Source organism: Phocaeicola coprophilus DSM 18228 = JCM 13818, assembly GCF_000157915.1.
GTDB lineage: Bacteria > Bacteroidota > Bacteroidia > Bacteroidales > Bacteroidaceae > Phocaeicola > Phocaeicola coprophilus.
The window spans coordinates 64911-74015 of sequence record NZ_EQ973644.1 but is presented as its reverse complement, the minus strand read 5'-3'; the positions used below and the strand labels follow the sequence as shown (position 1 = coordinate 74015).

The following is a 9105-nucleotide window of genomic DNA, read 5'->3' as shown; positions in this document are numbered from 1 at the left end:
TAAAAAATGAGGATGCACAAATGTGCATCCTCATTAATATGGAAGGTTTATTTATTAATAACCTAATTCTTTTTCCAAAGCATCGTATTCAGCTTTGTTCAGTTTCCAGTAGATTCTCAACAGATACTGTCCCCACAACTGTTTGTTGTCCGGCTGCAGTTCTCTTGCTTTTTCGTAATAAGGCTGTGCTTTAGCGAACAATTCTTTTACTTTAGCTTCGCCTTCTGCATACTTAGGATCATCCATAGAAATCTTAGAGTTTTCTTCTTCTACAACCTGACCCGGGAAGAAATAGCAGTCACCGATCTTAGCATTAGCTTCAGCTACGAGTTCACCGTTCTTGGCAATGATGTCGTTGCAGGCAGCGATAGTTCCGTCATAATCTTTCTTTTCATACAACAGAACAGCCTTTACATAGGTGAAGTAAGTTGAAGAAGGATCTTTAGCCAACAGACTGTTGATCTGAGTCAGAGCTTCATCGATTTTACCTTTCTGGATGTAATAATCCATCAGATTTCCAACGAAATAGTTCTGAGAAGGGAATTTTTCTGCACCTTCTTTGATTGTTTCCATCCATTTGGTTGAATCAGGAGTTTCACCCTTGCTGTATGCATCAGCCAGGCACATCAGTGATCTCCAGCCTTCTTCCTTGTGGTTTTTACCCAGAGGAGCATATTTGATTACAGAATTGTTGTCATTCAGAGAATTGGCTGCCATTACAGCATAGTTGGCAATCAGAGGAACCAATGTATCATTCTTAACTTCAGCAACTTCTTCGAACATCGGATTCTGCGGAGTTTCAACGAACAATCCGAAATACTTCAAAGCATCTGCATAGTTTCCTTTGTTGAAAGCATCAGTGCCAGCGTTTGTCAATTGAGGACGTACGGTTGCCAGAGACTTAGCCAATTTCTTTCTCAGTTTAGGCTTTTTCAATTCTCCGCTTTTTACTTTAGCCTGTTCGACTTCATCACATTTTATGTAATATTCGAACATCTTAGCCAAACTGTTGTATAATTTAGTTGTATCAGCCTGTCCTCCAGGTAAATACAATTTCATGTTTTCATCGTCGTAAATAGACTTCTGAAGATCTCCGGCCAACTTCCATGTTTCAGGATCGTTTGCTGTAGAAGGATCAACTAAGGCAGGTTCCAGAATGGTTGCTGCTTTGGCAGGATCACTTTTTGCAGATTTTGCTTCTTTCACTACGCTTTCCTGAGCTGATACAGCACATGCGGTGAAGAACAACGCAGCAGTAAATAAAACTTTTTTCATAATCATTTAAAATTTAGTAATACACAAATATTCATTTAGTTTTTGTCTGTCTCGTCTGTTTCCTGAATCATATCATCAGATGGAACTATATCCGGAGTGATGTCTGATGCTGGAGCTGTTTCTTCTCCTTCTGCTACACTTCCCTCCTCTTCTGTTTCTGAAGTAACCTTACATACAGAACCAATCTGATCATTTCGTTTTTCCAAGTCTATCAGACGGACTCCCTGAGTAGCTCGTCCCATGATGCGGACATCTGCTACCTTCAGACGGATGGTGATACCGGACTTGTTGATGATCATCAAATCATTCTCATCCGTAACCGACTTAATAGCTACCAGTTTACCTGTTTTGTCCGTGATGTTCAAAGTCTTGACACCTTTACCTCCACGGTTGGTCTTGCGGTAGTCTTCAATATCGGAACGTTTTCCGTAACCGTTTTCAGAAACAACCATGATGGTTTCTTTCAACGGATCTTTAATGCAGATCATTCCGATAACTTCGTCCTGTCCGTCTTCATCCAGGGTGATTCCGCGCACACCGGTTGCGGTACGTCCCATTTCGCGTACAGCACTTTCATGGAAACGAATGGCACGTCCGTTGCGGTTGGCAATGACGATCTCATTATTTCCATTGGTCATACGTACCTCAATGACGCGGTCATCCTCACGAATTGTAATAGCATTTACACCATTCTGTCTTGGTCTTGAATATTGTTCAAGCAAGGTTTTCTTGATTACACCATTCTTGGTACAGAACAAGACATAGTGGCTATTGATAAATTCAGTATCATTTAAGTTCTTGACGCGCAGATAAGCAGTTACCACATCATCAGCGTCAATATTCAGCAAGTTCTGGATCGCACGTCCTTTGGAAGTTTTGTTTCCTTCAGGAATTTCATAAACCTTGAGCCAGTAGCATTTACCCTTCTGTGTGAAGAAGAGCATTGTGTTATGCATGGTGGCAGGATAAATATGTTCAATAAAGTCTTCGTCGCGTGTCTCACTACCCTTTGAGCCTACGCCGCCACGGTTCTGGGCACGGAACTCTGACAACGGAGTACGCTTGATATATCCCAGATGTGAGATTGTGATGACCATCTCATCATCGGCATAGAAATCTTCCGGATTGAATTCTTCAGAAGCATAGACGATTTCAGAACGGCGCTTGTCGCCATATTTTTCTTTTACCTCGATCAGCTCGTCCTTGATAACCTTCTTACAAAGCTCTTCGTTAACCAGAATTTCTTCGAAATAAGCGATCTGCTTCATCAGATCCTCATATTCAGCATGCAGCTGATCCTGCATCAGACCAGTCAACTGACGCAAACGCATTTCTACGATTGCACGTGCCTGCACTTCCGACAACTGGAAGCGTTCCATCAGGTTCGTGATAGCTTCATTCGGAGTCTTGGCAGCCCGGATGATCCGGATTACTTCATCGATATTGTCGGAAGCAATGATCAGACCTTCCAGAATGTGTGCGCGTTCTTTTGCTTTGCGCAGGTCATACTGAGTACGGCGGATGATTACTTCGTGACGGTGTTCTACGAACAGCTGGATCAAATCTTTCAGATTCAGCAATTTCGGGCGTCCGTGAACCAGGGCAATGTTGTTTACGCCAAAAGAAGTCTGCAGCGCTGTCATCTTGAACAGTTTGTTCAATACAACGCTGGCATTTGCATCGCGTTTCACATCGATGACGATACGCATACCTTCACGGTCTGATTCATCGTTGACGTATGAAATACCATCAATCTTCTTTTCGTTGACCAGAGAAGCGATGCTTTCAATCAATTCTTTCTTGTTGACGTTATAAGGAATCTCGTTAACAACAATCTTGTCATGTGTCGGATGCGATTCGATTTCAGCCTTGGCACGCATGATCACACGTCCCCTACCAGTTTCGTATGCATCACGTACACCGCTGATACCGTATATATAGCCTCCGGTCGGGAAATCGGGAGCCTTGATGTACTGCATCAGGCCGTCAATATCGATTTCGTTATTGTCAATGTAAGCTACACAGGCATCTATTACTTCTGATAAATTGTGAGTCGGCATATTGGTAGCCATACCTACGGCAATACCCGAAGCACCGTTTACAAGCAAATTCGGGATGCGGGTCGGCATGACAACCGGTTCCTGCAGAGTATCATCGAAGTTGTTCTGGAAATCAACCGTTTCCTTATACAAATCCTGCATCATGTCCTCTCCGATTTTCTTCAGTCGGGCTTCGGTGTATCGCATGGCAGCAGGGCTGTCACCATCAACGGAACCGAAGTTTCCCTGGCCGTCTACCAGCGGATAACGCATAGCCCAGTCCTGAGCCATACGGACCAGTGCTCCGTATACGGATGAATCTCCATGAGGATGGTATTTACCCAATACTTCACCGACGATTCTTGCAGATTTTTTGTAAGGTTTGTCAGACGTATTACCCAGTTCCATCATTCCATAAAGGATTCGGCGATGTACAGGCTTGAAACCGTCTCTGACATCCGGGAGGGCGCGTGCAACAATTACTGACATGGAGTAATCGATGTACGACGACTTCATTTCCTCTTCGATGTTGATTTTTATAATTCTGTCTTGTTCTTGCATTTAAAAAACTATTAATTATACATCTCTCTCTGGTTTGCTAAAAACCATGCTAAAGTACGACTTTTACCCGAGATACGAAACATTTCTATCAAAAAAGTGTTCCTGTTTAAGTTTTTTCTTCATTCTTCGTCTTTTTGGGGGCAGAAACAGACTGATGTGGCATACATTTTGTTAAATAGAATGAGAGATTCGTTATATGTTAATTATATAATGTATATTTGCAGTGATATAAGGAGAAAAGATTATATATGGACAATCAGTTTACACAACGAGTATCCGAAATTTTATTGTTCAGCAAAGAAGAATCCGACCGGCTGGGAAACAACTATGTCGGTACAGGACATTTGTTGCTGGGTATTATCCGGGAAGGAGACAATAAAGCTGTAAGCATCCTGCAGAGTCTTTATGTAGATCTTAAAAAGTTGAAACTCATACTGGAAGACGAGTTGAGAGGACAAGTTGCCTCTCCGGTGAGGGAAAACTTTTTCGGAAGCGACAAGGATCTGGACAAGAAAGCCTCCAAGGTGATGAAGCTGAGCATTCTGGAAGCGAAATTGCTGAAGAGCCCGGAAGTGGATACTGAACATGTATTATTGGCGATTATGAAAGATAATGAAAATAAAGCAGCAGAGATACTGGAAAGTCAGGAAGTGACATACCGGAAGGTGATGGACCGGCTGGTACCCCACAAGGAGGAGCCGAAGGACGGTCTGGATTTCGGAGAGGAAGATGAGGATGAAGATGATGGCATCCGCCGCCGCAGGCCGGATGAAGGCAACATGTCTTACCGTTCGGAAGGACAGCCGGTTGCCGGTACCAAGCAGCAGAAGTCCAGTAAGGATACACCTGTCCTGGATTCATTCAGTACAGACATGACGAAGGCGGCCGAGGAAGGCAAGCTGGATCCGGTAGTCGGACGTGAAAAGGAAATCGAACGTCTGGCACAGATTCTGAGCCGCCGTAAGAAGAACAATCCGATTCTGATCGGTGAACCGGGTGTCGGAAAGTCTGCCATTGTAGAAGGTCTGGCCATGCGGATTGTTGAAAGAAAGGTGTCACGCATCTTGTTCGACAAGCGTGTTGTTGCTCTGGATATGACAGCTGTGGTTGCCGGAACAAAGTATCGCGGCCAGTTTGAAGAACGGATCCGTTCCATTCTGAACGAACTGAAGAAGAATCCGGATATCATTCTTTTTATCGATGAGATTCATAATATTGTGGGAGCCGGATCAGCAGCAGGCTCTATGGATGCTGCCAATATTCTGAAGCCCTCTCTGGCCCGTGGTGAGATTCAATGTATCGGAGCTACGACTCTGGACGAATACCGTCAGAATATAGAAAAGGACGGAGCACTGGAACGTCGTTTCCAGAAAGTGATGGTCGAGCCGACCACACCGGAAGAAACATTGCAGATCCTGAAGAATATCAAGGAAAAGTATGAAGAGCATCATTGCGTGAATTATACGGATGAAGCACTGGAAGCATGTGTCAAATTGACAGACCGGTATATTTCAGACCGTAATTTCCCTGACAAGGCGATTGATGCCCTGGATGAAGCCGGTTCACGGGTTCATCTGACCAATGTTTCCGTTCCGAAGGAAATCGAAGAACAGGAAAAGCTGATCGAAGAAGCCCGCAAGCATAAGAACGAGGCAGTCAACTTGCAGAACTTTGAGCTGGCAGCCAGTTTCCGTGATCAGGAAAAGAATTACATGAATCAGCTGGAGGTCATGAAACGCGAATGGGAGGAAAATCTGAAGCAACAGCGTGAGACTGTAGATGCTCCTCAGATAGAGAATGTTGTATCCATGATGTCAGGAGTTCCTGTCCAGCGTATGGCTCAGGCCGAAGGAATAAGACTGAAAGGCATGAAAGAAGAACTGAAGTCCAGAGTCATCGCTCAGGATAAGGCCGTGGATACTTTGGTAAAAGCCATTCAGCGCAGCCGGGTTGGTCTGAAAGATCCGAACAAGCCGATTGGTACGTTCTTGTTTCTGGGACCGACCGGTGTCGGAAAAACCCATCTGGCAAAGGAACTGGCCCGTCAGCTTTTTGGAACGACCGATGCCATGATCCGTATTGACATGAGCGAGTATATGGAGAAATACTCCGTCTCCCGTCTGGTCGGAGCGCCTCCGGGATATGTCGGTTATGAAGAAGGCGGACAGCTGACAGAGAAAGTGCGCCGTCGTCCCTACTCCATCGTGTTGCTGGACGAAATAGAGAAAGCCCACTCTGATGTGTTCAATCTGTTGCTTCAGGTAATGGATGAAGGACGGCTGACGGACAGCAACGGACGGACTGTGGACTTCAAGAATACGGTGATCATTCTGACTTCCAATATCGGTACGCGCCAGTTGAAGGAGTTTGGCAAGGGAATCGGGTTTGCAGCCCAGTTGCGGACCGATGACAGTGAATATTCCCGGAGCGTCATTACAAAGGCTCTGAACAAGTCGTTTGCTCCGGAATTTATCAATCGTCTGGACGAGATCATTACGTTTGATCAGTTGGATGTAGAAGCCTTGTCGAAGATTATAGATATAGAACTGAAGAGATTGTATCAGCGTATGGAATCAATCGGTTACAAGCTCCGGATTGATGATGATGCCAAGCGGTATGTAGCAGAGAAAGGCTATGACGTTCAGTTTGGTGCCCGTCCGTTGAAACGTTCCATTCAGAGTAATCTGGAAGACGGACTGGCAGAACTGATCCTGAATGAAGAGCCGCAGAATGGTGATGTCATTCATGTCAGCCTTAAGCCTTCCGGAGACGGATTGCAGATGAAGATTGAACGATGATTCGACTTGTTTTTGTCAGATCATCAGATTTATAAAATAAAAACTCGGTCGCTGGATAACGGTGACCGAGTTTTTTTTCAACGGAGTTTATGCGACTGACAAAATGGCGGAATACCCCTTATGGCATTTCTTTTGCATGTGTACGCTGTGAAAAAAATATCAATGTATCATCATTAAAACGTATAAATATATGCAGAAAGGTAATATTGGGGTAACTACAGAAAACATATTCCCCATCATCAAGAAATTCTTGTATAGTGATCATGAAATCTTCCTTCGTGAATTGGTTTCAAATGCGGTAGACGCTACCCAGAAACTGAAGACGCTGGCTTCCAAAGGAGAGTTTAAAGGCGAACTCGGTGACCTGACCATCCAGGTGAAGGTAGACAAGGAAACCATTACCATTTCCGACCGTGGTCTGGGACTGACTGCCGAAGAAATCGACAAATACATCAATCAGATCGCTTTCTCCGGCGCCAACGATTTTCTGGCTAAATATAAAGATGATGCCAATGCGATCATCGGACATTTCGGACTGGGATTCTATTCTGCCTTTATGGTAGCAAAGAAAGTGGAAATTGTCACCAAGTCTTATCGTGAGGATGCAAAGGCCGTGAAATGGACTTGTGACGGAAGTCCTGAGTTTACGCTGGAAGATGCTGAAAGAGCAGATCGCGGTACCGATATTATTCTGTATGTGGACGATGACTGCAAAGAATTCCTGGAAGAATCACGTATTCAGGCCTTGTTGAACAAATACTGCCGCTTCCTGGCTGTGCCGGTAGCGTTTGGAAAGAAGAAAGAATGGAAAGACGGCAAGCAGGTGGAGACAGATGAATGGAATGTCGTTAACGATACTTGCCCGATCTGGACCAAGAAACCGAGCGAACTGAAGGATGAGGATTACAAGAAGTTCTACCGTGATTTGTATCCGATGTCTGATGAGCCGCTGTTCTGGATTCATCTGAATGTGGACTATCCGTTCAATCTGACCGGTGTGCTCTACTTCCCGAAGATCAAGAGCAACATCGACTTGCAGAAAAACAAGATCCAGCTCTATTGCAATCAGGTTTATGTAACTGATTCAGTGGAAGGTATTGTGCCTGACTTCCTGACTTTGCTTCACGGTGTGATCGACTCACCGGATATTCCGTTGAATGTATCCCGTTCATATCTGCAGAGTGATTCAAATGTGAAGAAGATCTCGACTTATATCACCAAGAAGGTAGCCGACCGTCTGCAGTCGATCTTCAAGAACGACCGTCAGGAGTTCGAATCCAAATGGGATGACCTGAAGATCTTCATCAATTACGGTATGCTGACGCAGGAAGACTTCTATGAAAAAGCCAATAAATTCGCTTTGTTCAAGGATACGGACAGCAAGTATTATACTTTTGAGGAATATCAGACTCTGATCAAGGATAACCAGACTGACAAGGACGGCAATCTGATCTATCTGTATGCAAACAATGCAGATGAGCAGTACACTTATATTGATGCAGCCAAGAACAAGGGCTATAATGTCCTGCTGATGGACGGACAACTGGATGTCCCGATGATCAACATGCTGGAACAGAAACTGGAAAAGAGCCGTTTCACCCGTGTGGACAGTGATATCATTGACCGTCTGATCGTGAAGGAAGATGCTCATGGTGAAGAACTGGCTGAAGACAAGCGTCAGACCTTGTCTACCCTGTTTAGCGGACAGCTGCCGAAAGTTCAGAAAGTAGAATTCCATGTAGAAACCCGTGCCATGGGTGAAACTTCTGCTCCGATCGTGATCACACAGGCTGAATATATGCGTCGTATGAAGGATATGGCCAGCATCCAGCCGGGCATGAGCTTCTATGGTGAAATGCCGGATATGTACAGTCTTGTGCTGAACAGCGACCACAAGCTGGTTAAGCAGGTACTGGAAGATGCCGAATCTGCCTGTGCAGAACAGCTGGTTCCCGTTGAATCAGAAATTGCCATGCTGACACTTCGTCAGAAAGAACTGCAGAAAGCTCACGAAGGCAAGAAGGATGAAGAAATCCCTGTTGCAGAGAAAGACGAACTGAAGGATGTGGAAAAGAAACTGGACGACCAGAAGCAGCAGAAGAACAATATTCTCAACACATATGCTGCCGGCAATAAGGTAGTTCATCAGCTGATCGACCTGGCTCTGTTGCAGAACAACATGCTGAAGGGTGAAGCTTTGACGAACTTCGTAAAACGCAGCATTGACCTGATCGGATAAGCGAAAGTACTTAATCACATAAAATAAAGAAAGCGCATCCCGGGAGTACCGCCGTAAGGCAGTCTCCTGGAGATGCGCTTCTTTTTTTCAGGGGAAGAAGTTTTTAATGCAATATGATTTTATAAAGTGCTTTTTTGTGTTTACATTTGCAAATAAATACAAATGTTATACGGAAATGTTGTTCAACTCTATC

Annotated in this window: 4 protein-coding genes; 2 read left to right on the top strand and 2 right to left on the bottom strand. The window is 44.6% G+C overall.

What is annotated here, in order from left to right:
• Window positions 1-54: 54 nt before the first annotated feature.
• Both BACCOPRO_RS11470 and gyrA read right to left on the bottom strand, forming a co-directional pair.
• Window positions 55-1275, bottom strand: a complete 1221-nt coding sequence (locus BACCOPRO_RS11470) for a tetratricopeptide repeat protein (RefSeq protein ID WP_040311457.1) — start codon at window positions 1273-1275, stop codon at window positions 55-57.
• Between the two features lie 35 nt (window positions 1276-1310).
• Entirely contained in the window at window positions 1311-3875 is a 2565-nt protein-coding gene (gene gyrA / locus BACCOPRO_RS11465; protein ID WP_008143816.1) for a DNA gyrase subunit A, read from the bottom strand.
• A gap of 248 nt (window positions 3876-4123) precedes the next feature.
• Between gyrA and BACCOPRO_RS11460 the strand changes: the two genes are divergently transcribed.
• Together BACCOPRO_RS11460 and htpG are read left to right on the top strand one after the other, a co-directional pair.
• Entirely contained in the window at window positions 4124-6673 is a 2550-nt protein-coding gene (locus tag BACCOPRO_RS11460; RefSeq protein WP_008143814.1) for an ATP-dependent Clp protease ATP-binding subunit, read from the top strand.
• Between the two features lie 190 nt (window positions 6674-6863).
• Window positions 6864-8912 (top strand): molecular chaperone HtpG, encoded by a 2049-nt coding sequence (gene htpG, locus BACCOPRO_RS11455; RefSeq protein WP_008143813.1) that lies wholly within the window; start codon window positions 6864-6866, stop codon window positions 8910-8912.
• The last annotated feature ends 193 nt before the right edge of the window (window positions 8913-9105 follow it).